The 25,085-nt window shown below is 69.7% G+C and carries 27 protein-coding genes and 2 pseudogenes; 16 read left to right on the top strand and 13 right to left on the bottom strand.

The genetic code is table 11. The features are described from left to right. Nucleotides 1-230 precede the first annotated feature (230 nt). The 9 genes from HNP48_RS03975 (at nt 231) to HNP48_RS03935 (ending at nt 9,699) form a co-directional block, all read left to right on the top strand. Entirely contained in the window at nt 231-1,115 is an 885-nt protein-coding gene (locus HNP48_RS03975; RefSeq protein ID WP_184855526.1) for a gamma-glutamyl-gamma-aminobutyrate hydrolase family protein, read from the top strand. Nucleotides 1,116-1,282: 167 nt separating this feature from the next. After that, nucleotides 1,283-1,825, top strand: coding sequence for a PleD family two-component system response regulator (locus HNP48_RS03970; RefSeq protein WP_184855525.1), 543 nt, complete (start codon nt 1,283-1,285; stop codon nt 1,823-1,825). A 182-nt stretch (nt 1,826-2,007) separates the two neighbouring features. Next, the gene (locus HNP48_RS03965) at nt 2,008-2,649 is read left to right on the top strand and encodes a spore coat U domain-containing protein (protein ID WP_184855524.1); all 642 of its coding nucleotides are present in this window, start codon (nt 2,008-2,010) and stop codon (nt 2,647-2,649) included. Between the two features lie 156 nt (nt 2,650-2,805). Further along, entirely contained in the window at nt 2,806-3,363 is a 558-nt protein-coding gene (locus HNP48_RS03960; protein ID WP_260420064.1) for a spore coat U domain-containing protein, read from the top strand. After that, nucleotides 3,357-4,181: a molecular chaperone gene (locus tag HNP48_RS03955; RefSeq protein ID WP_184855522.1), complete on the top strand. Its 825-nt coding sequence runs from the start codon at nt 3,357-3,359 to the stop codon at nt 4,179-4,181. The genes HNP48_RS03960 and HNP48_RS03955 overlap by 7 nt, the downstream gene beginning before the upstream one ends. 37 nt (nt 4,182-4,218) lie before the next feature. After that, complete coding sequence (locus HNP48_RS03950) at nt 4,219-6,540, top strand: fimbria/pilus outer membrane usher protein (RefSeq protein WP_311773801.1); 2,322 nt, start codon at nt 4,219-4,221, stop codon at nt 6,538-6,540. Next, nucleotides 6,537-7,481 carry a spore coat U domain-containing protein gene (locus HNP48_RS03945; protein ID WP_184855520.1) on the top strand — a complete coding sequence of 315 codons (945 nt, stop codon included), beginning with the start codon at nt 6,537-6,539 and terminating at the stop codon, nt 7,479-7,481. Before HNP48_RS03950 ends, HNP48_RS03945 begins: the two co-directional genes overlap by 4 nt. Before the next feature lie 66 nt (nt 7,482-7,547). After that, a complete protein-coding gene (locus HNP48_RS03940) occupies nt 7,548-8,825 on the top strand; it encodes a putative DNA modification/repair radical SAM protein (RefSeq protein ID WP_184855519.1) in 1,278 nt (425 codons plus the stop codon). A gap of 10 nt (nt 8,826-8,835) precedes the next feature. Next, the gene (locus tag HNP48_RS03935; protein ID WP_184855518.1) at nt 8,836-9,699 is read left to right on the top strand and encodes a TIGR03915 family putative DNA repair protein; all 864 of its coding nucleotides are present in this window, start codon (nt 8,836-8,838) and stop codon (nt 9,697-9,699) included. Here HNP48_RS03935 and HNP48_RS03930 read toward each other — a convergent pair. After that, nucleotides 9,668-10,642: a pyridoxamine 5'-phosphate oxidase family protein gene (locus HNP48_RS03930; RefSeq protein WP_184855517.1), complete on the bottom strand. Its 975-nt coding sequence runs from the start codon at nt 10,640-10,642 to the stop codon at nt 9,668-9,670. The two genes, HNP48_RS03935 and HNP48_RS03930, sit on opposite strands and share 32 nt — an antisense overlap. Beyond that, nucleotides 10,639-11,283 carry a glutathione S-transferase family protein gene (locus tag HNP48_RS03925; protein WP_184855516.1) on the bottom strand — a complete coding sequence of 215 codons (645 nt, stop codon included), beginning with the start codon at nt 11,281-11,283 and terminating at the stop codon, nt 10,639-10,641. The genes HNP48_RS03930 and HNP48_RS03925 overlap by 4 nt, the downstream gene beginning before the upstream one ends. A 109-nt stretch (nt 11,284-11,392) precedes the next feature. Here HNP48_RS03925 and HNP48_RS03920 point away from each other — a divergent pair, with 109 nt between their 5' ends. Beyond that, complete coding sequence (locus tag HNP48_RS03920; protein ID WP_184855515.1) at nt 11,393-12,310, top strand: LysR substrate-binding domain-containing protein; 918 nt, start codon at nt 11,393-11,395, stop codon at nt 12,308-12,310. On the opposite strand, the gene ftrA is transcribed toward HNP48_RS03920, so the two are convergent. After that, nucleotides 12,263-13,252: a transcriptional regulator FtrA gene (gene ftrA / locus HNP48_RS03915; protein WP_184855514.1), complete on the bottom strand. Its 990-nt coding sequence runs from the start codon at nt 13,250-13,252 to the stop codon at nt 12,263-12,265. The two genes, HNP48_RS03920 and ftrA, sit on opposite strands and share 48 nt — an antisense overlap. 104 nt (nt 13,253-13,356) lie before the next feature. Between ftrA and HNP48_RS03910 the strand changes: the two genes are divergently transcribed. Together HNP48_RS03910 and HNP48_RS03905 are read left to right on the top strand one after the other, a co-directional pair. After that, nucleotides 13,357-13,773 carry a rhodanese-like domain-containing protein gene (locus HNP48_RS03910; RefSeq protein ID WP_184855513.1) on the top strand — a complete coding sequence of 139 codons (417 nt, stop codon included), beginning with the start codon at nt 13,357-13,359 and terminating at the stop codon, nt 13,771-13,773. Then, nucleotides 13,766-14,263 carry a GNAT family N-acetyltransferase gene (locus HNP48_RS03905; protein WP_184855512.1) on the top strand — a complete coding sequence of 166 codons (498 nt, stop codon included), beginning with the start codon at nt 13,766-13,768 and terminating at the stop codon, nt 14,261-14,263. Before HNP48_RS03910 ends, HNP48_RS03905 begins: the two co-directional genes overlap by 8 nt. 5 nt (nt 14,264-14,268) lie before the next feature. On the opposite strand, the gene HNP48_RS03900 is transcribed toward HNP48_RS03905, so the two are convergent. From HNP48_RS03900 to HNP48_RS03870, 7 genes and pseudogenes are all read right to left on the bottom strand, one after another. Next, nucleotides 14,269-14,739: a peptidylprolyl isomerase gene (locus HNP48_RS03900; protein ID WP_184855511.1), complete on the bottom strand. Its 471-nt coding sequence runs from the start codon at nt 14,737-14,739 to the stop codon at nt 14,269-14,271. 116 nt (nt 14,740-14,855) lie between these two features. After that, nucleotides 14,856-15,902 (bottom strand): pirin family protein, encoded by a 1,047-nt coding sequence (locus tag HNP48_RS03895; RefSeq protein WP_184855510.1) that lies wholly within the window; start codon nt 15,900-15,902, stop codon nt 14,856-14,858. Between the two features lie 132 nt (nt 15,903-16,034). After that, nucleotides 16,035-16,463, bottom strand: a pseudogene (locus HNP48_RS03890) (MFS transporter); the annotation flags it as partial. Nucleotides 16,464-16,724: 261 nt separating this feature from the next. Continuing rightward, nucleotides 16,725-17,741, bottom strand: a pseudogene (locus HNP48_RS03885) (MFS transporter); the annotation flags it as partial. 16 nt (nt 17,742-17,757) lie between these two features. Next, nucleotides 17,758-18,246 carry a DUF1579 domain-containing protein gene (locus tag HNP48_RS03880; protein WP_184855509.1) on the bottom strand — a complete coding sequence of 163 codons (489 nt, stop codon included), beginning with the start codon at nt 18,244-18,246 and terminating at the stop codon, nt 17,758-17,760. A 17-nt stretch (nt 18,247-18,263) separates the two neighbouring features. Further along, the gene (locus tag HNP48_RS03875) at nt 18,264-18,611 is read right to left on the bottom strand and encodes a GFA family protein (protein ID WP_184855683.1); all 348 of its coding nucleotides are present in this window, start codon (nt 18,609-18,611) and stop codon (nt 18,264-18,266) included. A gap of 29 nt (nt 18,612-18,640) precedes the next feature. Continuing rightward, nucleotides 18,641-19,075, bottom strand: a complete 435-nt coding sequence (locus tag HNP48_RS03870; protein WP_184855508.1) for a VOC family protein — start codon at nt 19,073-19,075, stop codon at nt 18,641-18,643. A gap of 107 nt (nt 19,076-19,182) precedes the next feature. On the opposite strand from HNP48_RS03870, the gene HNP48_RS03865 reads away from it, so the two are divergent. Beyond that, nucleotides 19,183-19,854 carry a TetR/AcrR family transcriptional regulator gene (locus HNP48_RS03865; RefSeq protein ID WP_184855507.1) on the top strand — a complete coding sequence of 224 codons (672 nt, stop codon included), beginning with the start codon at nt 19,183-19,185 and terminating at the stop codon, nt 19,852-19,854. Here HNP48_RS03865 and HNP48_RS03860 read toward each other — a convergent pair. Then, on the bottom strand, nt 19,851-20,837 hold the full coding sequence (locus tag HNP48_RS03860; RefSeq protein ID WP_184855506.1) for a YafY family protein: 987 nt from the start codon (nt 20,835-20,837) through the stop codon (nt 19,851-19,853). The genes HNP48_RS03865 and HNP48_RS03860 overlap by 4 nt on opposite strands. Nucleotides 20,838-20,951: 114 nt before the next feature. On the opposite strand from HNP48_RS03860, the gene HNP48_RS03855 reads away from it, so the two are divergent. Both HNP48_RS03855 and HNP48_RS03850 read left to right on the top strand, forming a co-directional pair. After that, nucleotides 20,952-21,686 carry an NIPSNAP family protein gene (locus HNP48_RS03855; protein WP_184855505.1) on the top strand — a complete coding sequence of 245 codons (735 nt, stop codon included), beginning with the start codon at nt 20,952-20,954 and terminating at the stop codon, nt 21,684-21,686. 26 nt (nt 21,687-21,712) lie between these two features. Next, complete coding sequence (locus HNP48_RS03850; RefSeq protein ID WP_184855504.1) at nt 21,713-22,234, top strand: hypothetical protein; 522 nt, start codon at nt 21,713-21,715, stop codon at nt 22,232-22,234. Here the strand turns inward: HNP48_RS03850 and HNP48_RS03845 are convergent. Beyond that, entirely contained in the window at nt 22,231-23,127 is an 897-nt protein-coding gene (locus HNP48_RS03845) for a LysR family transcriptional regulator (RefSeq protein ID WP_184855503.1), read from the bottom strand. The genes HNP48_RS03850 and HNP48_RS03845 overlap by 4 nt on opposite strands. A gap of 115 nt (nt 23,128-23,242) precedes the next feature. Between HNP48_RS03845 and HNP48_RS03840 the strand changes: the two genes are divergently transcribed. Further along, entirely contained in the window at nt 23,243-24,010 is a 768-nt protein-coding gene (locus HNP48_RS03840; RefSeq protein ID WP_184855502.1) for an SDR family oxidoreductase, read from the top strand. A 163-nt stretch (nt 24,011-24,173) separates the two neighbouring features. On the opposite strand, the gene HNP48_RS03835 is transcribed toward HNP48_RS03840, so the two are convergent. Continuing rightward, nucleotides 24,174-25,046 carry an oxidoreductase gene (locus HNP48_RS03835; RefSeq protein WP_184855501.1) on the bottom strand — a complete coding sequence of 291 codons (873 nt, stop codon included), beginning with the start codon at nt 25,044-25,046 and terminating at the stop codon, nt 24,174-24,176. Between the last annotated feature and the right edge of the window lie 39 nt (nt 25,047-25,085).

Raw genomic sequence — 25,085 nt, 5'->3', positions numbered from 1 at the left:
CTCACACCTGGTTACGGAAATTATGGGGAACGGGGCCCGCCGCAGTGCAGGCGGCGCACACCCGCAACCCGCCATTTCATGAAGAAAGCCACATTTCATAGCACCACGTGGCGCCAACAGGGCGCGCAGGGCCCTTTCCTACAGACGGCCTGTGGAGCGGGTGCTACAACGTTATTACCTATTGCCTTGCATCTGCAGCCCGTGCTGTGGATCCCGTGGAGCCCCAACCCATGTCCGCCGCACCCCGCCTCAAGATCGGCCTGTCCGCCTGCTTCCAGCATGCCGACCCCAACCGCCCGCTGTTCACCGGCAAGACCCTGCAGTATGTCGAGCAGTCCATCGCGCACTGGCTGATGTCGGCCGGTGCCATGGTCGTGATGGTGCCCTGCCCCACCGGGGAGACGGCACGCGGCGACGTGACGCTGGCACACTACGCCGAGTGGCTCGACGGGGTCGTCATGCACGGCGGTGCCGATGTCTGGCCCGGCAACTATGGCGAGGAACCCCTGCGCGAGGAGTGGATCGGCGACCGCGTGCGCGATCTGTACGACCTGGCCGTGGTGAAGGCATTTGCCGAGGTGCGCAAGCCCATCTTCGGTGTCTGCCGGGGCCTGCAGCTGATCAACGTGGCCTTCGGCGGTGCGCTGTACCAGGACATCGAGTTCCAGCACCCCGGCGCGCAGCAGCACCGCAATGCCACCACCTACGACCAGCATTTCCACGACATCCAGATCGTTGCCGGCTCACGCCTGGCGCAGTTGTACCCCGATGTACCGCGCGCACGGGTCAACAGCATCCACCACCAGGGCATCAAGCGGGTGGCCCCGGACTTTGAGGTCGAGGCCCTGAGCGAACCGGACGGCGTGCCCGAAGCCATCCGTCTCAAGCCCGCGCCGGGGCGCGGCTACATCGCCGCCACGCAGTGGCACCCCGAGTTCCACAAGCTGGGCTCCGACACGCTGGACGACACGGCCATCCTGGAGGACTTTCTGGCTGCCTGCACCAAGGCCAAGGCGCAGGGTCCCCTGGAGCACCATGGGTCGCCCTTTCGGGACCGCGCCACCCGTCTGCTGCGGCGGGCCCTGCGCAAGGACCGGCAAAAGGCCGGGGAGTAAGGGCCAGGCGCCGCGCGTTGCAGGTGCGGCACGGCCACACCGCCCCAAAAGCGCCGACTTTCTCACGGAACCAGGCCCCCGAAGCGCCAGGATCTTCTGCCCAGGCCCAAGATCCTGGATACTTGGGGCCTGCAGAGCCCTACCCTAGCGAGAAGCGAGCCCGCACCATGAGTATCCTGGACCGCCTTCTGGGCGGCGTGCGCAAGCCGACAGCCCATCCGGAAGCACCCCACACCGCCGCGGCCGTACCCGTGGAGCGGCGCAGGCGCAAGCGCGTCAACGCGCGCAAAGGCACCAAGGTGCTGATCATCGACGACTCGCCGACCGTCGTCGCCGTGCTGCGCAAGACCCTGGCCTCGGCAGGCTATGAGACCCGCGAGGCGCTCGATGCCGAGCAGGGCCTGGCCCTGATCGCCGAGGCCCCGCCCGATCTGGTCTTTCTCGACATCATCCTGCCGGGCATGAACGGCTTCAACGCGCTGCGCACCATTCGCAGAATGCCGGCCTCGCAGCACATCCCGGTGATCATGATCAGCGGCAACGAGCACGCCACCGAGCAGTTCTATGCCAACCGGATCGGTGCCGACGATTTCATGAAAAAGCCCTTCTCGCGCCACGAGATCTTCGCCCGCATCGAGGCCTTGCTCGACGGGCAGCTCGTGCCCCGGCGCCGGGGCGTGGCTGCCGGCGCGCCGCTGCCCCCGCCCTGATCCTGGAGCCCCAGGTTCCCTCGGCACCTGCACCTCGCGGAAACCCGTCCCGCACACCAGTTGGTCAAAAAAAGCTGGACGTCTGCCCGACAACAGTGCAAGGTCGCTCGTAGCTTTGGCAGGCAGGGCGCTCTCCACTGGGCGTCCCCTGGCCTATCTTCCGGCTTTGAGAGGAGGACACCATGCGAGCACCCGAGCGAAAACGAGAGGCGCTGGAAGGCCTGTGCCGCCCCCTGACCGGGGGGCCAGCGCCCCATCGGAAGCAGTACGCAGCAGCACTGGTCCTGGCGGCCGGCCTGCTGGCCTGGCCCACGCAGGCCGGCACACTGACCGGCACGCTGCAGTCGCAGATCCAGCTCACGGCGGGCTGTGTGATCGCCGGCAGCTCGGGCAATGCCTCGGGCGTGAACTTCGGTATGCTGGACTTCGGCACCAAGCCCAGCACCTTCACAGGCACCGTCACGGCAACGGCATCCGGGGGTGAGGGCGTCTCCGGCCCCACGCAGATCGTCTGCTCTCCCGATGTGCTGGGCATCAGCATCCAGGTGGGCGCAGGCTCTTTTCCCGGCCAGGGGGGCTCCATCGGCGTCGGCAGCCGCGCCATGCGCAACGGCAACACCGCGGCCTATATTCCGTACGAGGTGTACCGCGACGCGGGCCACACCCTGGCCTACCCGACCGGATCGGCCGTCACCGGCATCACGGTGCCGGCCAATGGCGTGGCCTTTGCGCTGCCGATCTATGGCCAGATCAACAAGCAGGACCCCTCGGCCCTGCCGGCGGGCATGTACACGGATACGCTGCAGATCACACTGACCTACTGATCCCCGGGCGCCGGACCACCGGCCGCACACACCAGGGGGCAGAGGCAGCAGGGAAGGGGTGGGAGAGGAGCGTGCAAGCGCTCACACCAGGCCGTGGCGGCGGCCGAGGGAGCATCATCGATGGTTCAGGAAATGCATGCACGTGCAGGCAGGGGCTTGCACGCCAAACGCCGAAACAGTCCACAGCTGGCCGTCGCACTGCCGCTGCTGTGCGCGTCGCTGGCCCTGTCCGTGGCAGCCATGGCCGCCACGGTGCCCACCAGCCCCTCCTTTGCGGTGAATGCCTCCATCGTCACGGGCTGCATCGTGTCCGGCAACTCGTCGCAGGTCACTGGCGTGCCCTTCGGCTCCGTCAATTTCGGCACGCACTCCGCCGTCAGCACCGGTGCGGTGAGCGCCATGGCCAGCAATGACCTGGGCATGCAGGCCAAGCTGGTGTGCACGGCCGGCACGGCGGCCCAGGTCAGCGTGAACGGCGGCCTGAACCTGCAGGGCGCGCAGCGCCGCCTGTCCAATGGAGCCGGCCAGTTCATTCCCTACACGCTGTCGCTGGTGACCGGCACGGTGACCGCCCTCACGCCCAATGTGCCGGTCGGCATCACCATGGGGACGACGGCGACGGCCCTGCCCATCCGGGGCAACCTGGTGCTGCCCGGCTCCTCCGCCATGGCCGGGACCTATGTGGACACGGTGCAGGTGACCGTGACATGGTGAGCGCGCACGCCCTTGCATCCCACCCCGCGGCAGCCGCCTGGCTGCGCACCACGCGCCGCATGGCCTGCGCGCTCGCCGCCTGCGCCGGCTGGGCCCAGGCGGCGACCCCGCTGATGATCTGGCCGGTCGATCCCGTGATCACCGAAGAACAGCCGGCCGTCGCCGTCTGGCTGGAGAACCGCGGCACGGCCTCTGCTTCGCTGCAGGTGCGTGTGCTGGACTGGACCCAGACCGAAGGCGAAGACGTGTTCTCCACGCAAAAGGATGTGGTCGCCAGCCCGCCCATCAGCGTGGTGCCTGCCGGCAAGCGGCAGATGGTGCGCCTGATCGCCACCCGGCGCCCGCCCCCTGGGCTGGAGGAGGCCTACCGGGTGGTGATCGATGAACTGCCGGCCCCGGAAGACCTGGCGCAAAAGCAGCCAGGATCCGAAGCCGGCATGGGCATCCGCCTGAATGTGCGCTACGCGATTCCGCTGTTCGTCTACGGCGAAGGGGCCCAGCCGTTTCGCCCGACCAAGCCCTTGTTCGGCAACGGCAAGGGCAAGCCCTTGCCGCCCTCCCTCACCTGGCATGCCACGAAGCAGGGCCCGCGCCACCTGCTCGTGGTGCGCAACCAGGGCGCAGGCCATGCGCGCCTGACCTCCGTGCAATGGAACGCCGGCAGCCGGGGCACCGTCCCCATCAACGAGGGGCTCATGGGCTATGTGCTGCCGGGCAGCCAGATGCAATGGGAGCTGGAGGCTACGCCGCCGGCCAATCCCGAGCTCAAGGCCACGATCAACGGGGTGGAGACCCTGGTTCCCCGTGCACCGCGATGACCGCCCTGGCCTCTGGACCCGCGCTGGCCGAGCCCTGGTGCTCGCCGCCTTCCTCCCTGCCCAGCTGTCCGCAGGCACCTATCCAGCGCTGCCTTCGGCGCCCGAGGCGGCCGCGGAACCCACGGTGCTCTACCTCGATGTCGAGGTCAACGGCCAGGCCTTCGGCACCCTGGTGGAGGTGCTGCAGAACGGCCCCCATTTCGAGATCGACGCGCAGACCCTGCGCCAGATGCATGTGCAGAACGGCCAGAGCGCCGGCACACGGGTCGCGGTGGACACGCTGCCCGGCGTCACGGCCGACTACGACGCCCTGGGCCAGCGGCTGCGCCTGTCCGTGCCCGCGCAGTGGCTGCCCATGCAGCGCCTGGCCGACGAGACGCCCGAGGAGACACCCACCGCCGCCGCAGGCAGCGGTGTGCTGCTCAACTACGACCTGTACACCAGCCACTCGCGCCGGCAGTCGCTCACCTCGCTGTGGTCCGAGCAGCGCTACTTCCGGCCGGACGGCGTGATCTCCAACACCGGCATCGTGCGCCTGCAGTCCACGGGCGGCAACCGCGGCTACATACGCCACGACACGCGCTGGACGAGCACGGACACCGCCAACGCCACGGAAACCACTTACGGCGACCTCGTGACCAACTCCCTGCCCTGGACCACGTCCGTGCGCATGGCCGGCGTGCAATGGGCACGCAACTTCGGCGTGCGCCCCGACCTCATCACCTACCCGCTGCCCGAGTTCGCGGGCCAGGCGGCCCTGCCATCGGCGGTGGACCTGTTCGTCAACGGCTTCCGGGCCGCCAGCCACCGGGTGGCGGCGGGGCCGTTCACGCTGGGCGAGTTGCCCGTGGTGAGCGGTGCCGGCACGGCCTCGGTGGTGACCACGGACGCCCTCGGGCGGCAGGTGCAGACCACCATTCCGTTCTATGTGAACCGGGAGCTGCTGCGCCCGGGCTGGACCGACTACTCCCTCTCGCTGGGCGCTTTGCGCCGGGCCTATGGCCTGCGCAGCTTTGCCTATGGCCGGCCGATCGCCACGGGGGTGTACCGCCAGGGCCTGTCGGACCGCATCACCATCGAAGCCCAGGGGCAGCTGGGCAAGGGCCTGGGCGTGGTGGGCATCGGCGGCATGGCCGGCCTGGGCATGCTGGGCATCGCCAATGCCTCGCTGACGCGCGGCCACACGGCACGCTCCGGCAGCGGCTGGCAGTACTCCGCCGGCTGGCAGTACAGCACGCCACGCGCCGGCTTCTCGTTCCAGCAGACCGGCCGCGACGCACGCTTTGGCGACGCCAGCACCTACGCCGACGACGGCTACCAGCTGTCCCGGCGCTCGCGCCAGTTGAGCGCCAGCTGGAACCTGGGAACGGGCTCGGTCACCGGGGGCTGGCTGGACCTGCTCAACGCCCGCAGCGAACGCACCCGGCTGGCCTTTGCCAGCTACAACCTGCCGGTGGCCCGCAACACCTTTCTCTCGGTCACGGCCGGGCGCACCCTGGAGACCCGCGAGAACCAGCTGCGGCTGCAGCTCACCTACTTCCTGGGCGACCGCTCCACGGCCCAGCTGGCCGCGTCGAAGAACCGCGACGCCCCCCAGACCTATGCCAGCTACCAGCGCACCATGCCGACCGAAGGCGGCTACGGCTGGAACGTCGCCCAGACGCTGTCGGGCGGTCCCCAGCGCTACAGCCAGGCCTCGCTGCAGTACCGCAACAGCACGCTGAGCGTGGAAGGCGGCATCAGCGCCAGCCCGGGGCAGACCCTGCAATGGGGCACGCTGTCGGGCTCGCTGGGCAGCATCGACGGCCACCCGTTCGCCGCCAACCGTGTGTACGATGGCTTTGCGCTCGTCTCCACCCAGGGCATGCCCGGCGTGCCCATCCTGTACGAGAACCAGTTGGCTGGCTACACCAATGCCCAGGGCTACCTGCTGGTGCCCAGCGTGCCCGCCTACTACCCCGGCCGCTATGCGGTGGACCCGCTCACGCTGCCGGCCGACGTGGACATCCCGGCGCTGGAGCGGCGCATCTCCGTCTCGCGCAACGCCGGCATGCTGGTCGAGCTGCCCGTGCTCAAGCTGCGCACCGCCACCATCACGCTGGTCGATGCCCAGGGCACGCCCATGAAGGCCGGCAGCACGGTGCTCCACACCCCCGGAAACATGCAGACCGTGGTGGGCTGGGACGGCGTGGTCTACCTCACCGTGCTGCGGCCACACAACCTGCTGCAGGTGCGCACGCCCGAAGGCGACGCCTGCCAGGCCGAGTTTTCCGAAGCGGCCTACGCATCGGTCCGTGACCTGATTGTCCGGTGCCAGCCCGTCCCGGCAGGTGCCTCCACAGGAGCCGCAGCGAAATGACAAGAGCCTTCTTCTCCCTTGGCGCGCTGCTGCTGGCCACCTGCGCGATGCCTGCTGCCGCAGTCTGCACCAACACCGAGACCGGTGGCGCGCTGGGCAGCTACCCGTCGCAGCGGGTGCAGAGCGGCACGCCCATCATGACCACGGCCGATTTCAAGCTCGGCTGCGGCACTGCGGTCGTCTCCCTGCTGGGAACGCCCACCCTCAAGGCCAAGATCACCACGGCCACCACGGGCCTCACGCTCAAGAACACCACCAACACAGCCCTCACCATCCCCTACACGCTCTCGCAGCTGGGAGGTGGCAGCTACACGCAGGGCGTGCTGTTGATCGACCTCAACGGAACCAACGCGGTCGCGCTGCTGAGCAACAACAACGCCACCATCAGCATGCGCATCACGACCCAGGTGGGCGCCAACGTGCCGGCAGGCACCTACACCGACAGCATCACCGTGAACTGGAACTACGCCAACATCTGCGAGGGCGCAGCGGTGGGCAACACCTGCGTGGGCAACAACCGCTCGGGCGACGTGGACCGCACGCTCATCGTCCAGCTCGTCGTGATCAACGACTGCACCATCACCGCGCCCGACATCAACTTCGGCTCGGCCCCGCTGCCCAGTGCCTTTCCCACGGTGTCGCAGAGCATTTCGCTCAATTGCACCAAAGGCATGACCTACACCGTCGGGCTCGACCCCGGGGGCTACATCAACGGCACGCGCCGGCAGATGGCCAGCGGCGCCAACCGGCTGCAGTACAACATCTTCAAGGGCGATGCCAGCGTGTGGGGCAGCGTGGGCACGGCGCGCGTCTCCGGGCTGCCGGCGGCCGACGGCCTGACCCTGCAGACGATTCCCTACACGGCCACGGTCTACCCCGACCAGCCCAACCCGCCCGCGGGCGCCTACAGCGACACCGTCAAGGTGGACGTGCAGTTCTGACACCGGCCCACGCACCCCAATAACCCCGCACTGGCCAAAACCTCCAAATCACTGTAAATTTATACAGTGATTCTGCAATCCAAACTCGCCATCCTGGCCGACGCCGCCAAGTACGACGCCTCCTGTGCGTCGAGCGGCGCGGCGCCGCGCGATTCCGTGGGCGGGCGCGGCATGGGCTCGACCGAAGGCATGGGCATCTGCCACAGCTATGCACCCGACGGGCGCTGCATCTCGCTGCTCAAGGTGCTGCTGACCAACTTCTGCCAGTACGACTGCCTGTACTGCGTGAACCGGGTCAGCAGCAATGTGCCGCGCGCCCGCTTCACGGTGCAGGAGGTGGTGCAGCTCACGCTCGACTTCTACCGGCGCAACTGCATCGAGGGGCTGTTCCTCTCCAGCGGCATCATCCAGAGCCCCGACTACACCATGGAGCAGGTGGTGGAGGTGGCACGCGTGCTGCGCGAAGAGCACGACTTCCGCGGCTACATCCACCTCAAGACCATTCCCGACGCTTCGCCCGAGCTGATGGAGCGCGCCGGCCGCCATGCCGACCGGCTGAGCATCAACGTGGAGCTGCCCACACAGGAGGGACTGGCCGCCCTGGCACCGCAGAAGGACGGCGCGGCCATCACGCGCTCCATGGCGCGCATGGCGGTGCACATCGAGGATGCGCGGCAGGCGCGCAGGGAACAGGCCCATGCGCGGCCCGTGTCCATGCCGGGCACCACGCTCACCCGGCGGGCCGCCGCGCCGCATTTCGCGCCCGGGGGCCAGAGCACCCAGATGATCGTGGGCGCCGACGCCACCGATGACCGCACCATCCTGGCCACCAGCGCCGGGCTCTACGGCGTGCACCGGTTGCGGCGCGTGTACTACTCGGCCTTCAGCCCCATTCCCGACGCGGCGCGGGCGCTGCCGCTGGTCGCGCCGCCCACGGTGCGCGAGCACCGGCTCTACCAGGCCGACTGGCTGATGCGCTTCTATGGCTTCGCGCACAGCGAGATCGTGCCCGCGAACCAAGGCGGCATGCTGGCGCTGGACATGGACCCCAAGCTCGCCTGGGCGATTGCCCACCGCGAACGCTTCCCCGTGAACCTGAACACCGCGCCGCGCGAGCTGCTGCTGCGCGTGCCCGGCTTCGGCGTGCAGACGGTGGACCGCCTGCTGGCCGCGCGCCGGGTGCGCCGCCTGCGCCATGCCGACCTGGCGCGGCTGCACGTACCGATCAAGAAAGTGCTGCCCTTTGTGGAGGCAGCCGACTACCGTCCCGGCCGCACGCTGGACGCCGCCGACCTGGCGGCCCGCCTGGCGCCACCGCCCGCGCAGCGCGGCCTGTTCGACTGACGACACGCCCATGGCCCGCCACACCATCACGCTCGCCCACCCCACCGACTGGAGCGGCTTTCGCCAGGCCGCACGCGCCCTGGTGCAGGCCGGCGCTGCGCCGCAGGAGGTGGAATGGCTCACGCCACAGGCCGCCGCGCACGATCTGTTTGCAGGGGGAGCAAGCGCCCCAGGATTTGTACCGCCGCCTGCGGACCCGGCCACGGTGCTGCGGGTCCCCGAGGCCTTTGTGCAGCTGTGCGAGCGCCTGGTGCTGCACCGCAACCCGGCGCGCTTTGCGCTCATGTACCGGCTGCTGTGGCGGCTGGCGCGCGAGCGCGGGCTGCGCCACGACCCGCTCGATGCAGACCGCCTGCAGGCCCACCACATGGTGCGTGCCGTGGCGCGCGACATGCACAAGATGCACGCCTTCGTGCGCTTTCGCCCCGTGACCGACAGTGCCGGCCAGACCGTGCAGGTGGCCTGGTTCGAGCCCGACCACTTCATCGCCGAGGCCAATGCCGGCTTCTTCGTGCGCCGCTTCACGCAGATGCACTGGGCCATCCTCACGCCCGATGCCAGCGTGCGCTGGGACGGCTCGGCGCTGCACATCGGCCCCGGGGCGCAGCGCAGCGATGCACCGCCACCCGATGCGGGCGAGGCCCTGTGGCTCACCTACTACCGCCACATCTTCAACCCTGCGCGCCTGAAGACCACCATGATGCGCAAGGAGATGCCGCAGCGCTACTGGCGCAACCTGCCCGAGGCCACGCTCATCAGCGAACTGGCCCACGGCGCGCACGAGCGCAGCGCGCGCATGGTGGCGGCACCGGCCACCACGCCGCGCAAGCCGATTGCGCCGCTCATCCCGGCGCACGCGCACGCATCGCACTGAACTGCGGCGCGGGCTCGGCCACCGTCCAGCGCCAGGGCAGTGCGTTGGCGCGCCACATCCCTCCCTGCACATGCAGGCGCAGCACGCGCTGCGCGCCAGGCCAGCGCGCGCGCGAGGCCTCGTCCCACAGCAGTTCGGTGCGGGCCGCCACATGCAGCAGGCCGCCGTCCTCGTAGTCCACCCACAGCAGCCCGGCCTGCGGGTGCAGCGCGAGGTTGCCCAGGGTGTTGAAGAACAGGTTGCCGGGGTAGTCGGGCAGGCTGAGCACCAGGCCCTCGGCCGTGGGCTCGGCATGGACGAAACCCGGTTCGCCGCCGCGGTGGGACACGTCCACCCCCTCGTTGCGGCGGGAGCCCGGGTGGGCCGCCGAGGCGCTGGCGATGAACATCGTGTCGCTGCGCGCGATCAGCGCCAGTGCGGCGGCATCAAGCCCCGCACCCAGGGCCTGGGCCGGCGCGGGCGGCGTCACCTCGGCGCGCAGGCCGGGCGCGCGTGCCTGGATGTACTTGGGGCAGTTGCCAAAGCTCTGCACCACATCCACCACCAGCCCCTCCCGCGCGCCAAATGCGGCCACCCGCCCGTTCATGCGGTTGCGCCGGCGCGTGTGCGGCTCCAGGCCCAGCACGCCCACCAGAGCCCCTGGCGTGAGCTGCGCCAGCACCGGGTCGGACGCATCGGGCTCCACGGAGATCTGCATGCTTCGCTCATCGGGCGTCTGCACGAAACCGGGCGCGCCAGCCACCATGGTGGTCCAGGGCTGGCCCTGGCCATCGAGCGCGCCCAGCAGCAGGGTGGGCAGTTTCTCGAACAGTTCACGGTGCTGGTCGGGCATGTGGTCGCGCAGCACCACGGGGCCGACCGCGGCCATGCGCTCGCGCACGCCCACGCGCTCCTGCAGCGCCTGTTCGCCCACGTGGAAGGCGGCAGCGGCCCCGGCACTCATGCTGGCACCACGGCGTCAGGGGCGGGCAGGCGGTCGGCCAGCGGCACATAGCCCGGCAGGGCTTCGGTGCGTGCCACCCAGGCAGCGATGCGCGGGTAGCCGTCCAGCGAGAGCCCGCCGATGGGCGCCTGCGAGGTGTAGCTCACCATCGCGATGTCGGCCAGCGTGGGCCGGGTTCCGCCCAGCAGCCAGTCACGGCCTTCGAGCGCCTGCTCCATGAAGTCGAACAGCCTGCGGCCGATGGCGAGCGCCGCCTCGCTGGGCTCGCGGCCCGTGATCGCGGCAAAGCGCGCGCTCGATGCCCCGGGCGCCAGCATGCCGGCCGCCAGGCTGAACCAGCGCTGCAGGCCGGCCTGGCCCACGGGGTCCTGCGGCATCCAGTGGCTGCCGGGCGCATAGCGCTGCACCAGGTAGACCAGGATGCCGTTGCTGTCGGACAGCACCAGGTCGCCATCGACCAGCACCGGGATCTGGCCCAGCGGGTTGCGCGCCAGGTGGGCCGCCTGGCGGTGCTCGCCGGCAAGCACGTCCACATGGACCAGTTGGTAGGGCAGGCCGAGCATCGACAGCATGAGTTCGACGCGGTGGCTGTGGCCCGAGATGGGCATGCGGTAGAGCGTCAGGGGAGCAGAGGGTGCCATGGCAAAGGTCCTTGGGAAGTGGAAGAACAGGAATGCCTCCACGATATCCATTGCCAAATCCGCCGTGAATAGCCATAGTGCGGCAATCAAAATTGCGGATATCGCAACAATGGACCATCTGGACAGCTTGCGCTGCTTCATTGCCGTGGCCGACGCGGGCGGCTTCGCGGCGGCGGCGCGGCGCCTGGGGGTGTCGGCCACCGCCGTCACGCGCGCCATTGCGGCGCTGGAGGCACGCCTGTCCGTGCTGCTGTTCCAGCGCAGCACGCGCACCGTGCGCCTGACCGAGGCGGGTGAGCGCTTTCTGGCCGACTGCCGCCCGCTCCTGTCCGACCTGCACGAGGCCGAGCAGGCCGCCCGTGGTGCCCAGGCCGAGCCCCAGGGCCTGCTGGCCATCACCGCGCCGCACATGTTCGGCATGCGCCACGTGGCGCCCGTGGTGCAGGCCTTTTTGCACGCCCAGCCGCGCGTGCAGGTGCGCACCCTGTTCGTGAACCGGCTGGTGCATTTGCTTGAAGAAGGCATGGACGTGGCGGTGCGCATCGCCCATCTGCCGGATTCGCGCCTCACGGCCGTGCAGGTGGGTGCACTGCGCCGCCTGGTGGTGGCCGCGCCCGGGTACCTGGCGCAGCAGGGCGAGCCGCAGCACCCCGGCGACCTGGCCGCGCACCGTGCCATCGGCTTCAGTTTCGACAACAACAGCGTCTCGCCCTGGAAGTTCAGGGACGGCGTGGTCGGCCAGCCGCAGTTCAGCTGGATCAGCAACAGCAACGAGGTGGACATCGCCGCGGCCGAATCGGGCCTGGGCCTCACGCGCTGCCTGGCCTACCAGGCGGCGCCGGGCCTGCGCTCAGGCCGGCTGCGCATTGTGCTGGCCGCGCACGAGCCACCGCCCGTGCCCGTGCACATCGTCTACCCGGCGGGCCGGCGTGCACCGGCCAAGGTGCGGGCCTTCGTGGAATTTGCGCGCGAGCGGCTGTCAGCCGAGCCCGTGCTGCAGGGGCGTGGGCTCACCCGCAGGGGCTGAGAAGGTCTGCCGGTAGCGCGTGGGCGCCGGCAGGCGGTGCAGCCGGAAGTGGCGGCGCAAAGACTCGGGGGAGCCCAGGCCCGCCAGGTCCGCCACCTCGTCGATGGGCATGGCCGGATGCGTCTCCAGCAGATCCTTGGCAATGCCGATGCGCTCGCGCACCAGCCAGTCCTGCGGCGACAGGCCGGTGCTTTCCTTGAAGCGGCGCTGCAGCGTGCGCCGGCTCATCTGTGCGAAATCCGCCATGGCATCCACCGAATGGTCCTGGCGCGCGTTCTCGCGCAGCCAGTCGAGCAGGCGCGCAATGGGGCTGACCTCGGTGCTAGCCATGGGCCGGGGCACGAACTGCGCCTGCCCGCCGTCGCGGTGCGGTGGCATCACCAGCCGCTGGGCCACCGTGTTGGCCACGCGGGCGCCGTGGTCGCGCCGCACCAGGTGCAGCAGCATGTCCAGCCCCGCGGCGGAGCCGGCCGAGGTGATGGCCTGGCCTTCGTCGATGTAGAGGGCCGAGACGTCCACGGTGATGTCGGGGAACTCACTGGCCAGGCGCTCGGCATAGCGCCAGTGCGTGGTGGCGCGCCGGCCCGCCAGCAGGCCTGCATGCGCCAGCACGAACACACCGGAGCAGATGGAGCAGACGCGCGCACCGCGCCGCCAGGCGCGTTGCAGGGCGCGCAGCAGTGCCTCGGGCGGGCGCTCGGCCGCATCGCGCCAGCCGGGCACCACGATGGTGTCGGCGCGCGCCAGCATGGCCAGGCCATGCGGCGCCTGCACCTGCAAGCCGCCCATGGCGCGCAGCGGCCCGGGCTCCACCGCGCACACGGCATGGCGGTACCAGTCCACCTGGAGCTCGGGCCGCTCCAGCGCGAACAGCTCGACCGCACAGCCAAATTCAAAGGTGCACAGCCGGTCGTAGGCCAGGATCGCGACAAGGTGGGACATGGCGCAATGTTACCGAAGATTGTCCCTTCGGCCACTGGCCCGAAAGCGTTCCCATGGCGACACTGGAGCCATCTCACCAGCCATTCATTCAGGAGCACTTGACCATGACCTCTGCGCAAAGCGCCGTCGCCGCCATCCCCGCCGCCCCCAGCGACCAGGCACTCGCCCACTTCGAATCCGCTTTCGCCTTCGAGACCGATTGCTGGGACGTGCACGATGCCATGGACCGCGGCGTGCAGGACTTTGTGCTGCTCGACGTGCGCAGCCACGCGCTGTACGAGGCCGGCCATGTGCCCGGCGCGGTGAGCCTGCCGCACGGCAAGATCATCGCGTCGAAGATGGCCGCCTATGCCCCCGGCACGCTATTCGTCGTCTACTGCGCGGGCCCGCACTGCAACGGCGCGCACCGCGGCGCCGTGCGGCTGGCGCGGCTGGGGCTGCCGGTCAAGCTGATGATCGGCGGCCTGACCGGCTGGATCGACGAGGGCTTCAGCCTGGAGAAGGGCGCCCAGGGTGCCTGAGCCCACCCGCATCCGCGAAGCCGGCCCGCACGATGCAGCACAGTTGCTCGCCATGATGCGCGCGCTGGCCGTGTTCGAGGGCTATGCCGATGCGTTCGAGGTGACGGAGCGGGATCTGCTGGAGCGCGGGCTGGCCTGCAGCGGGGCAGACCGCGAGTTCGGCTGCCTGGTCGCGCAGGCGGGTGTGAACGCACCGCTCGCCGGCTACGCGGTCTGGGTGCAAACGCGCTTCACCTTCGACCTGCAGCCCACGCTGGTGCTCAAGGAGCTGTGGGTGCAGCCCGCCCACCGGCGCAGGGGCCTGGGCGAGCACTTGTTCAATGCGGTGCGCGCCCAGGCCAACGCCATTGGTGCTGCGCGGCTGCAATGGCTGGTGCTGCCGGGCAACGCCGCGGCCCAGCGCATGTATGCGCGCTGCGGCGGGCGCCGCGACACCCAATGGGAACATTGGGAACTGCCGCCCGAGGCGCTGCGGCGGCAGCCCGGCTGAGGCTATCAGTGGTGGTGGCCGTGGTCGCCGTGCACGTGGCGGTGGGCGATTTCCTCGGCGCTGGCGGCGCGCACGCTGGCCACCTTGCACGAGAAACGCAGGGCCTGGCCGGCCAGGGGGTGGTTGCCATCGAGGTGCACTTCGGGCCCCTTGATCTTGACCACATTGAACACGGCGGGCTGGCCATCGTTGCCCACACCCTGCAGTTGGCCGCCGACCTTCACGCCCGGGGGAAACTCAGCCTTGGGGATGGTGCGCACCAGGCTTTCGTCGCGCGCACCAAAGGCGTCTTCCACGGCCAGGTCCAGCGTGGTGCTGAAACCGGCAGCCTGGCCTTCCAACGCGGCCTCGACCTTGGGGAAGATGTTCTCGTAGCCGCCGTGCAGGTAGGACAGGTTGCCCGAGTCCAGGGGCTTGCCCTCGGGCGTGGTGACCTTGTAGCTGATGGTGACGGCGGTGTCTTTGGCGATGTTCATGGATCTGCGCTTTCGTTGACGAAGGAATGCGGGCGGCACGGCGGCCGCCTGCGGTTTCCGGATGGCGCATTGTCCACGACCAGGCGCACTCCTGCCGGAGCAGGGGCAGCGGGCACTCAGGCAGCCGCGGGCACCTCGTCCTCGGCCTGACCGGGGTAGCGCGCAAAGCGCCGCGCCTCGGTACCGTGCACGGGGTCGCTGTCGGGCCAGGGCCAACCGCCGAACTGGGTGCGGCGGTAGTCCTGCATGGCCTGCATGATCTCCTGCTGCGTGTTCATCACGAAGGGGCCGTACTGCGCCACCGGCTCGCCGATGGGGCGGCCCTGCAGTACCAGCAGCTCCATCACGGTGGGGCCGGTATTGGTGAGCAGCCAGTCCTGGCGTGCATCGACTTCCATCGCGGCGTGCTCACGCACCTCCTGCGGGCCCACGCGCAGGCCATCGCCCACAAAGAAGTAGAGCATGCGGCGCGTGCCTTCGCCCTGCGCGGCTGGCATAGGCCACTGGGCGCCCGGATCCAGGCGCAGCGTCCAGATCGCCACATCCGCACCCGGCTGCGAGGCCCAGGACTCGGGCGGTGGCGCCAGCGGCGCAGGCGCGGCGGGCAGGGCACCGGCCACCACGGTCACGGTGGTGGCGCGGCCGGCCTCGTCGTGGTGCACCAGGCGCGGGATGCGCTCGTTCCACAGCATGGTGAAGTGCGGCTCCACCATCTTGTGGCGCGCGGGCAGGTTCAGCCAGATCTGGAACAGCTCCAGCGGATTCGGCTCGGAGGCGTTGAGCAGCGGGAACATCTCGGAATGCACGATGCCCTTGCCAGCCGTGACCCACTGCACGTCACCACCGCCGAAACGCGCGGCCGCGCCCAGCGAATCGGAATGGTCGATCAGCCCCTTGCGCACCAGGGTCACGGTCTCGAAGCCGCGGTGCGGGTGGCCGGGAAAGCCGGGCACGGTGTCGCCGTGGTACATGCTCCAGCCGTCCTTGCGGCTGAAGTCGCTGCCAATCTGGCGGTCGTCCACGGGCACGGCCGGGCCGAAGGAGGCATTGCCCGCGGGGTAGGCGTCGTCGTGGTGGGCGCAGAACAGGAACGGGTCGAGCGTGGGCCACAGCGGGCCGAGCGGCTGGCTCTGCAGGACGGGCGTGGAGGGGGTGTTCGACATGGGGCGATGACTCCTTGTGTGGTGCGCCGCTCGGATTGTGAACGGCTTGCACCTGCAAGTGAGGCCACCGCGCGCAAACAGAAGTCCCACGGATGGAACGGTGCGGTGCCCACCACAGGACAATGCCAGCCCTCAGGCGTGCACCGGCTGTGCGCCTTCGCTGGAGACCGGCACCGGCCTCAGCGCCAACCCACCCAGCACGGCGGCCACCGCCGCCGCCACGGCAGACACCCAGAACGCCAGCTGGTAGCCGCCATGCAGGGCCACGGCAACATCGGCACCCGACGCCCGCAAGCTGCCGGTGCGCGCATCGGCCAGGCTGGCAAGGATGGCCAGGCCCAGCGCGCCGCCCATCATGAAGGCGGTGTTGACCACGCCCGAAGCCAGCCCCGAGTCCTCGGGCTGCACGTCGCCCATGGCCGCCAGCAGCAGCGGGTTGAGCGCAATGCCCGCCCCCACGCCGAGCAGCAGCATGCCCGGCAGCACGTGCGGCGTGAAACGGCCCTGCACCGGCGCCAGCGCGAACAGCACCAGCCCGGCGGCCGCCATCACTAGTCCACTGAAACCGAGAAATCGGCTGTGCGTGAGGGTCTGACAGGGCCGCAATCTAGGCGCCGGGCGCAGCCGGGTTGCACACCCGGCGAGCACGGCAACGACGAGTGCGGCCCTGTCAGACCCTCATCCTTCGGACCGGGGTGGCAGCGGGCACATCGCGGCGTTGCAGGCTTTGCCAAGGCGGCCAGCCTTGGCCGCAGCCCGCGCCTTGCGCTGCACCCGCTGCTACCCCGGCACACAGCCGATTTCTCGGTTTCAGTGGACTGGGCCCCAGCCCAGGGTGCTGCGAATGCCGAAGCGCATCACCACCCAGGCCGAGAGCCCCAGCGAGCAGCCGGCCATGATGAGGTTGGACGGCAGGAAGGCCAGGCCCACCTGCATCGCGTCGTAGCCCAGCACCAGTTGCATGTACAGCGCCGAGAGAAAGAACCAGGCGAACATGGACGCCGCCCAGAGCACGCCGACCACGTTGGAGATGGCCTGGTTGCGCAGCCGCAGCAGGGCCAGCGGCACCAGCGGCGCCGCCACGCGCGACTCGATCACGCCGAACACGGCCAGCAACAGGGCCGAGCCCCCCAGCAGGCCCAGCGACTGCACCGAGGTCCAGCCCGCTTCATTGCCGTTGACGATGGCGTAGACCGCCAGCATCAGCGCCGCCGTCACGGTAACGGCACCCGCCCAGTCCAGCCGCTGGCCACCGGCCTGCCCCTTGCCGCCGGGCAGCAACACCAGGCAGGCGGCGTAGATCGCCACGCCCACGGGGATGTTGACCAGAAAGATCCAGTGCCAGCTCAGCAGGCTGGTGAGCACGCCGCCCAGCAGCACGCCGATGCTGCCGCCGCCGGCACAGACAAAGCCATAGACGCCCATGGCCTTGGCCCGCTCGCCGGATTCGGTGAACAGATTCATGATGAGCGACAGCGCCACGGCCGAAACCACCGCACCGCCCACGCCCTGCACCGCACGTGCCGCCACCAGCAGGCCCTGGGTGTTCGCCAGCCCGCAGGCCAGCGAGGCGACGGTGAACAGGGTGATGCCGGCCAGAAACAGCCGCCGATGGCCATACAGGTCCCCCAGGCGCCCGCCCAGCAGCAGGCAGCCGCCAAAGGTGAGCATGTAGGCGTTGACCACCCACACCAGCGAGGTTTCGCTGAAACCCAGGTCCGCGCGGATGCTGGGCAGGGCCACGTTGACGATGGTGGTGTCCAGCACGATCTTGAGCTCGCCCAGGCACAGCAGGATGAGCGCAGGCCAGCGTGCGCGGCCTTCGATGCGAAGCGTCATGGTCGGTGGTGCGGGGTCAGGCGGTCTTGCGCCGATAGGTGGCCTTCATGAACTCCTTCCAGCTGCCATCAGGCTGCTGCGTGGCGGAGGTCAGGGTGCGCTCATTCGGGCCGACGATGGTGATGGTGTCGCGGTACTTCGCGGTGCTGCCGTCGCCGGCGAAGCTCGGGCCTTCGGTCTCGAGCGGCAGCACCTTTTCGGTGGCGTCGAGCGTGCCGCGGTAGACCCACATGTGGGTCATCATCGAGCCGATCCAGGTGCCAATGAAGGCCTTTTTCTCGGGGTCGTAGCCCAGCGTGATGAGCATGCGCGCATCGCCGCCGCCGGGCATGGTGCCCGTGCCTTCGCCCAGCACCCACAGGTCGCCGAGCTGGCGCACGTGTTCGGTGCCGGTGGTCGTCATGGGCGGCTCGCCGGGACCGGCGTCGCAGGTGGATTCGCAGGTCCAGTCGCCGAGCAGTTGCTGGAGCCAGCGGTGTTGCGCCTGGGGTTCGGGATTCATCATGGTAAGTCTCCTTGGGGTTACATCGCCAGGCCGTCGTGGTGGTGCACGGGGATGGCGTCGAGGTCCACGCCGTCGAGCACACGCAGGTTCACTGCGGCCATCTTGTGGCCCGCGGGATGCGTGCCTTCACCATGGGTGTGGATGCCGCAGGCCGGGCAGAAGCGGTGCTGGATGGCGTGCTTGTGGAAGGTGTAGCTGGCGAGGTCCGCCTCCGGCGTGGTCAGCCGGAACTGCCCATGCGGCACGAACCACAGCAGCGAGCCGCGCCGGCGGCACATGCTGCAGTTGCAGGCCAGGGCGCTGTCGACCGTGCCCTCCACTTCGAACGCGACCTTGCCACAGTGGCAACTGCCGGTGTAGCGCAGGGGCTGGGCTCCGGGTGCAGCTACCGCCGTCATTGGGGCACCACCACCATCCACGACACGCCGAAGCGGTCGGCCACCATGCCGAAGGCGGGCGAGAAGAAGGTCTTGCCCAGCGGCATCTGCACTTGGCCGCCATCGGCCAGCGCATCGAACAGGCGCTTCGCCTCTGTCTCCGTCTCGGGCGCCAGCGACAGCGAGATGCCCTGGAAGCTCGGCTTGCCCGAGCCCATGCCGTCGGACGCCATGACCTGGGTGTCGCCCACATTGAACGAGGCGTGCATCACCATCTCGGGCTGGGGTCCGGGGCCGGTGCTGCCGTCCACGGAGCAGCCCGCACCGGCCGCGGGCTCGGGATTGTCCTTGTAACGCATGAGCATGGTCACCTCGGCGCCCAGGGCCTTGCGGTAGAACGTGAGGGCCTCTTCGCAGCGGCCTTCGAAGAACAGATAGGGCTCGACTTTCATGGCGGTCTCCTTTGGGGTATCGGATCAGGGCAAGGTGTCCATGCAATTGTGGACACCGTTCACAAACAATACCAGAGATAATGGACAGTGTCCACATTCAGCCGTCCATGTCCGTAAGCAACCGCAACAGCCCTGATGCCAGCAGCGGCACTCCACCCGCCGCGCGCAGCACCTACCGCCACGGCGACCTGCGCCGTGCCCTGCTCGACGCCGGCATCGAGCTGGCACGCCAGGGCGGGCCCGATGCCGTGGTGCTGCGCGAGGCCACGCGCCGCGCGGGCGTGGCGCCCAATGCGGCCTACCGCCATTTCGCCAACCGGCAGGACCTGCTGGCGGCGGTGCGCGCCGCTGCCGTGGCCGCCGTGGCCCAGTCCATGGAAGCCGAGATGGCCCACGTGCCCACCGAAGGCACGCCCACCGAGCAGGCCCATGCCCGGGTGCGCGCCGTGGGCGCCGGCTACATGCGCTTTGCGCACGCGGAGACGGGGCTGTTCCGCACCGCCTTCGGCGGGCAGTTCAGCGTGGAGCAGGACCCCGACCCCGCCATGGGCGGCCTGACAGGCCTGAACCCCTTCGAGCACCTTTCGGCCGCGCTCGACGACCTGGTGAAGGCCGGCGCCCTGCCGCCAGAACGCCGCCCGGGGGCCGAGTACCTGGCCTGGTCCACCGTGCATGGCATGGCGCTGCTCTCCATCGACGGGCCTTTGCGCGGGACGCCCGCCGACATGCTGGCGCTGCTGGGCCAGCGGCTGCTGGACATGGTGGAGCGGGGGATTTAGCCCAGCTTGTAGAGCCGCGCCGTCGCCTGGACACGCTCTATCAGTGCACGCCGCAATACCGCCGGGCGCAGCACCTCCACTTCGGGCGACTGGCGCATGAGCTGGCCACAGGCATGGGCCACTGACTCGATGGGAATGGTGAGCGCCACGCGCCCGTCCTTGCGGCGCGAAGGCGGGGCCGCCGCCACCGCCCGCGCCACGGCGCTGCTCAGGGCGCTCAGGCCCTTGAGGCCGGCGGGCGTGGCCAGCACATCGGCCTCGCCCGTGTAGAGGCCGGACTCGAAGCGGCGGATGGATGCGCTCCAGTACGCAGGCAGGTCAAAACGCGCCGGGCGGCGCACGGGCGTGCCCAGCGCCGTGGCCGCGCGGATGTTGGCAACACGGTAGGTGCGCGGGCCACGGTCCGCCGAGGCTTTGTCCACCGGCTGCGCCACCAGGTACCACACACCCGCCTTGAGCACCAGGCCCAGCGGGGCCACCGTGCGCTCCACCGTATCGGCCCAGCTTTCGTAGCGCAGGGCCAGTTGCTCGCCACCCCAGACGGCTGCTGCCACCGTGGCCAGGTGGGGCGTGGGCGCGCTCTCGCGGTACCAGTCCACCGGATCCAGGTGCAGGCGGGCGCTCACACGCTGGGCATCTTCGCGCCAGGGCGCGGGCAGCGCGGCCAACAGCTTCAGGCGCGCCCCCTCCACCTCATCGCCCAGGCCCAGGTCGCCGGCCGGGCCGGGCAGGCCGCTCAGGAACACGGCCTGCGCCTCGGACGGGGTGAGGCCGGTGAGCGTGGTCTTCCAGCCCGGCAGCAGCGCGAAACCGCCATTGCGGCCGCGTTCGGCATAGATGGGCACACCCGCCGCCGTGAGCTGGTCCACGTCGCGGTAGAGCGTGCGCACCGAGATCTCCAGCGCCTCGGCCAGCGCCTGCGCGCTCATGCGCCCCCGGGTTTCGAGCAGCATCTGGATGGACAACAGGCGGCTGGCACGCATGGCATGGCTTGAAACAACGACCGCTGCAGTATGCCGCCAATACCTGCCATGCCTTGTCATGTATTGCGCCGCACACTGCAGCCTTCCCTTTCATATCCAGCCAAGGAAGACCGCATGCCAACCACCCCATCCCTGCCGGACTGCTCCATCGTCGAGCTGCGCCAGTACACCCTGCACCCCGGCCAGCGCGAGGTGCTGATCGAGCTGTTCGACCGCGAATTCCTGGAAACCCAGGAGCGCGAAGGCATGCGCGTGATCGGCCAGTTCCGCGACCTCGACCAGCCGGACCTGTTCGTCTGGCTGCGCGGCTTCGCCGATATGCAAGCGCGCCGGCAGGCGCTCGAAGCCTTCTATGGCGGCCCGGTGTGGGCCGCGCACCGCGAGGCGGCCAATGCCACCATGGTCGATTCGGACAACGTGCTGCTGCTGCACCCGGCCTGGCCCGGTGCGGCCGATGGCCTGCCCGCAGACCGCACCGCTCCCGGCGCCAGCGGCACGGAACGGGGCCTGCTCGATGCCACGGTGTTCTACCTGAAGGAGCCTGCAACACCCGGGCTGCTGGCGTACTGCCGCGAGCGCATGGACCCCGCGCTGCGTGCGGGTGGCGCGCACCATACGGCCTGGTACGCCAGCGATACCAGCCCCAACACCTTTCCCCGCCTGCCGGTGCGCGAAGGGGAGCATGTGCTGCTGGGCCTGGCGCTGTTCGGCGATGCGGCAGCGCTCGATGCCTTTGCGCAGGGCAGTACCTGGCAGCGCGCTGTGGCGCCCGGCCTCGCCCCCTGGCTCGCCCGCGCACCCGAGACCCATCGGCTGCAGCCCACGGCGCGCTCGGCCCTGCACGCCTGACGCACACCCCTACCGGAGACACCAGCATGCCGATCACCCCACCCACTGGCGATGCCAGCGACTTCGATTTTCTGATGGGCCCCTGGCGCATCCGCAATACCCGCCTGGTGCGCCGACTCGCAGGCTGCACCGACTGGGAGACCTTTGACGCCACCGGCACGGCGCGACCGCTGTCCGGCGGCATCGGCAACTGCGATGACTTCATCCCCGAAGGCTGGAATGCCGGCTATGTGGGCATGGCGTTGCGCCTGTTCAATCCCCAGGCGCAGCGCTGGAGCATCTACTGGCTGGACAATGTGACCGGCGGCCTGGACACGGCGACCGGTCTGCTGCAGCCACCCGTGAGCGGCGGCTTTGCGGGCACGGACCGGGGCGTTTTCTTCGGCCAGGAGCGGCTCGATGGCCGGCCTGTCCTGGTGCGCTTCGAGTGGGCCAAGAACCTCGCCATCGGCACGCCGCGCTGGGAGCAGGCCTTCTCGGACGATGGCGGGCAAACCTGGGAGGTGAACTGGGTCATGGAGTTCTCCCGTCCGGCACAGGCGGGTTAACGCGCATTCGCCATCACCTCGGCCAGCCAGTCCACAAACACGCGCACGCGCGGCGAGAGCTGGCGGCTGTGCGGGTAGAGCACGGTCACCGGCATGGGCGGCGGGCGAAAGTCGGCCAGCACCTCGACCAGGCTGCCATCGGCCAGCTGCGGCTCCAGGTGGTAGCGCGGCACCTGGATGATGCCCAGCCCGGCCGTGCAGCAGGCCACATAGGCAAACGCATCCGTCACGGAGACCGCGCCCTTGAGCTGCACGCTGCGCGGCGCGCCGTCGACCACGAAGTCCAGGGGCATGGGCTTGCCCGTGCGCGAGGACAGGTAGTTCACCGCGCGGTGGCCGCGCAGTTCGTCCACGCTGCGGGGCACGCCATGGCGCGCGAGGTAGGTGCGGCTGGCGCAGGTCACTTGCGCGAGTTGCGCCACGCGCCGGCCCACCATGCTGGAGTCGGCCGGCTCGCCACCGCGCATCACGCAGTCCACGCGCTCGCGCACCAGGTCCACCAGGCGATCGCCCATGCCCAGTTCCAGCTCCACGCCCGGGTAACGTGCAAAGAACTCGCCGATGCGCGGCAGCACGAAATAGCGCGCCAGCGTGCCCTGCAGGTCCACGCGCAGCTTGCCCTTGGGCTGCTGGCCCGCGCTGGCGAAGGCTGCCTCGGTCTCGTCGAGGTCGGCCAGCAGCTGCTGGCAGCGCGCGTAGTAGGCCTCACCGTCCTGGGTCGGGGAGACGTGGCGCGTGGTGCGGTGCAGCAGGCGTGCGCCCAGGCGCTTTTCGAGCTGCTGCACGGCCAGCGTCACGGTGGCGCGGGGCAGCTGCAGGTCTTCCGCCGCCTGGGTGAAGCTGCCCAGCTCCACGATGCGGGTGAACAGGCGCATGGCGTCGAATCGGTCCATGGGGAGCAGGGCTTGATTGTTTTCGTGCGTTGAACAGTCATGGCAATTCACGGGTCTTTATCAAACCCGGCGCCAACAGAACAATACACCCATCACCACTGTTCTGGAGTTCTCCATGGCCACCAACGACACGTCCACCCCGTCCACCCACCGCCCTGTCGCCATCGTCACCGGGTCCTCCCGCGGCATTGGCGCCGCGATTGCCCAGCGCCTGGGGCGCGATGGCTTCAATGTGGTGGTCAACTACGCCGGCAATGCCGCCGAGGCCGAGGTGGTGGCGCAATCCATCACGGCCGCCGGTGGCCAGGCCATCACGGTACAGGCCGATGTGGCCGACCCTGCGGCTGCAGCGCGGTTGTTTGACCAGGCCACCGAGGCCTTTGGCCGCGTGGACGTGCTGGTGAACAACGCGGGCGTGATGCCTGCGCACCTGCCGCACCTGGCCGACACCGACGACGCCACCTTCGACCGGCTGATCGCCATCAACCTCAAGGGCAGCTTCAACACCCTGCGCGAGGCCGCGCGCCGGCTGGAGCCGGGCGGGCGCATCGTGAATTTCTCCACCAGCCTGGTCGGCACCGCGATGCCCGGCTATGCGGTGTATGCCGCCACCAAGAGCGCGGTGGAGACCATGACGCAGATCCTGGCCAAGGAGCTGCGCGGCAGGAACATCACCGTGAACGCCGTCGCCCCCGGCCCCACGGCCACCGCCCTGTTCCTCGATGGCAAGACGCCTGAGCTGGTGGAGCGCCTGGCGCAGATGAATCCGCTGGGCCGCCTGGGCACGCCGGAGGACATCGCAAGCACAGTGGCCTTTCTGGTCGGGCCCGATGGGGCCTGGATCAACGGCCAGACCCTGCGCGCCAACGGCGGCATGGTGTGAATGTAAGCACCCCCTGAGTCGCTTCGCGCCTTCACCCCTCTCTCGACTCGCTGCGCGAGTCGGGAGGGGGACGCCCCCAGCGCGGCGGGGCGGCCCTTGCGCGGGGGCACTGGCTTTGGCCACGCCAGTTTCACACTCAGCCGACGTCAAGAAACGTATGGGTTCAGGCTGCCGCCTGCACCGGGAAGTCCGTCGAGGCCGCCAGCTCGCGCCACGCGGCGGTTTCCTTTTCCACAAAGGCGTGCTTCTCGGCAATGGTCTGCAGCGTGTCGGTGCCCAGCGGCAGGCGCAGCGGGGGCGTGGGGCTGGCCACCAACTGCATCACGGCCTGGGCCAGGCGCACCGGGTCGCCGGGCTGGTTCAGGTTGATGCGGCGGGCGGCCTCGCGGATCACGCCCGCGCTGGGGGCGTAATCGTCCAGCACGCGCGGCGACACCGAGAGCGAGGCCGTGTCCAGGAACTCGGTGCGGAAGTAGCCCGGCTCCACCGCCGTGGCGTGGATGCCCAGCGGCGCCAGTTCAGCGTGCAGGGCTTCGGTGAGACCTTCCACTGCGAACTTGGTGGAGCAGTAGACCCCAAAGCCAGCCGCCGAGCGCACGCCACCCAGCGACGAGATGTTGATGACGTGGCCGGCGCGGCGCGCGCGCATGGCGGGCAGCACGGCGCGCGTCACATGCAGCAGGCCGAAGACATTGGTCTCGTAGAGGCTGCGCACCTCGTCGGCGGTGGCCTCCTCCACCGCGCCCAGCAGGCCGTAGCCCGCGTTGTTGACCAGCACGTCGATGCGGCCGAAGCGCTCCAGCGCCGCGCCCACGGCGTGGCGGGCCTGGGCCTCGTCGGTCACGTCCAGCGCCAGGGGCAGCAGCGCATCGCTGGCGCCCAGGCGGCGCGTGATGGACTCGGCGCTGCGCGAGGTGGCGACCACGGCATCGCCCTGGGCCAGCGCGGCCTCGGCAATGCGCGCGCCGATGCCGCGCGAGGCGCCGGTGATCAGCCAGATGCGGGGAAAGGAAGAGGAAGAAGCGTGAGCGGTCATGGCAGAAGTCCTTGGAAAGCTTGAATTTCGGGGTTCTGG

This window comes from Acidovorax soli (assembly GCF_014207955.1).
Lineage (GTDB): Bacteria > Pseudomonadota > Gammaproteobacteria > Burkholderiales > Burkholderiaceae_C > Acidovorax > Acidovorax soli_A.
This window is presented reverse-complemented; position numbering and strand designations above follow the sequence as displayed.